The sequence below is a fragment of the Acidihalobacter sp. genome, assembly GCF_037381185.1.
Classification (GTDB): Bacteria; Pseudomonadota; Gammaproteobacteria; order DSM-5130; family Acidihalobacteraceae; genus Acidihalobacter_A.
Genome location: NZ_JARRQY010000116.1, coordinates 1664 through 2848, shown reverse-complemented (window position 1 = coordinate 2848; position 1185 = coordinate 1664). Strand labels below are relative to the sequence as shown.

Sequence of the window (1185 nt, the reverse complement as noted above, 5' to 3'; positions counted from 1 at the left end):
CAGCGTCAACGGCAACAGCATCGGCGCCGCCATTGTCATGAACCAGACCGACCCGCAATTCGCCGCTCCCGGAAAGATCCGGACGGATGGCAACATCGTCGCTTATTACCGCACCAACGGCGATGCGAACGGCGTACACCTGGGCGCGAGCGTAGCCAACAATTCATTCAGCATGATGTACAAGGGCGATGTCGCGCAGGCATCCGACTACAAAGCCGGCGGCGACTTCCATACCGCCGGGCCGGCCGCTACCGACCGACACGCGCTCGACGGCGACGTGGTCGGATCATCGGCCTACGACACCAACAACCAGCTGCTCGCGTTCGCCTATCGTCACGGCACTCAATCGCTCGGTCTGTCGGTGGACTGGCAGGACATTCCATACGAGGACTATGCAAATCAACGCATGGATATGGTCGGCAACAAAAGCAGCCTGGTTCACCTCAATTACAAAGATGAATTTTCCTGGGGCAACATCAAGCTGAATCTGTACCACCAGAACGTCAAGCACACCATGAATTTCGACGGTGACAAGCAATATACGTACGGCACGGCTCAGGGCATGCCCATGAATTCGGACGGGCGCGTCAACGGTGCCAAATTCGACGCGACGATACACCTGAACAGCGCCAACCTCTTGCGCACCGGCCTGCTGCTGCACAGCTTCCATCTGAACGACTACTGGCCGCCCACGGGTACCGGCATGATGATGTCGCCGAACACGTTCTACAACGTGCACGATGCGCACAGCAATCGCTATGACGCCTATCTCGAATGGCGCCGACAGTGGACGCCGCAGTGGACCACCCTGATCGGTGCGCGCAGCGACACGGTGGTGCAGAGTGCCGGCGACGTTCAGGGCTACAGCACGATGTACGCAACGGACGCCAACGCCTTCAACGCACAATCCCATAACAAGACCGACCGCAACTGGAACTGGAGCGCGCAGGCGAAATTCAAGCCTGCAGCCGGACAAAAATACACTTTTGGCGTGATGCGCCAGGAGCATTCGCCGAACCTGTACCAGCGCTACACGTGGTCCACGAACTCGATGGCGGCCGTCATGAACAACCTCGTCGGCGACGGCAACGGCTATGTCGGCAATCTGAACCTCAAACCCGAAGTCGCCTACACCGCCAATGTGAAAGGCAACTGGACCGACGCCGAAAACGCCCGCTGGAAAGT

General features: G+C 58.8%; 1 protein-coding gene. It reads left to right on the top strand.

Features of this window, described 5'->3' with window-relative positions; translation table 11 throughout:
• The coding region (locus P8014_RS20490; protein ID WP_337819185.1) for a TonB-dependent receptor at positions 1–1185 on the top strand (1185 nt) is incomplete at both ends.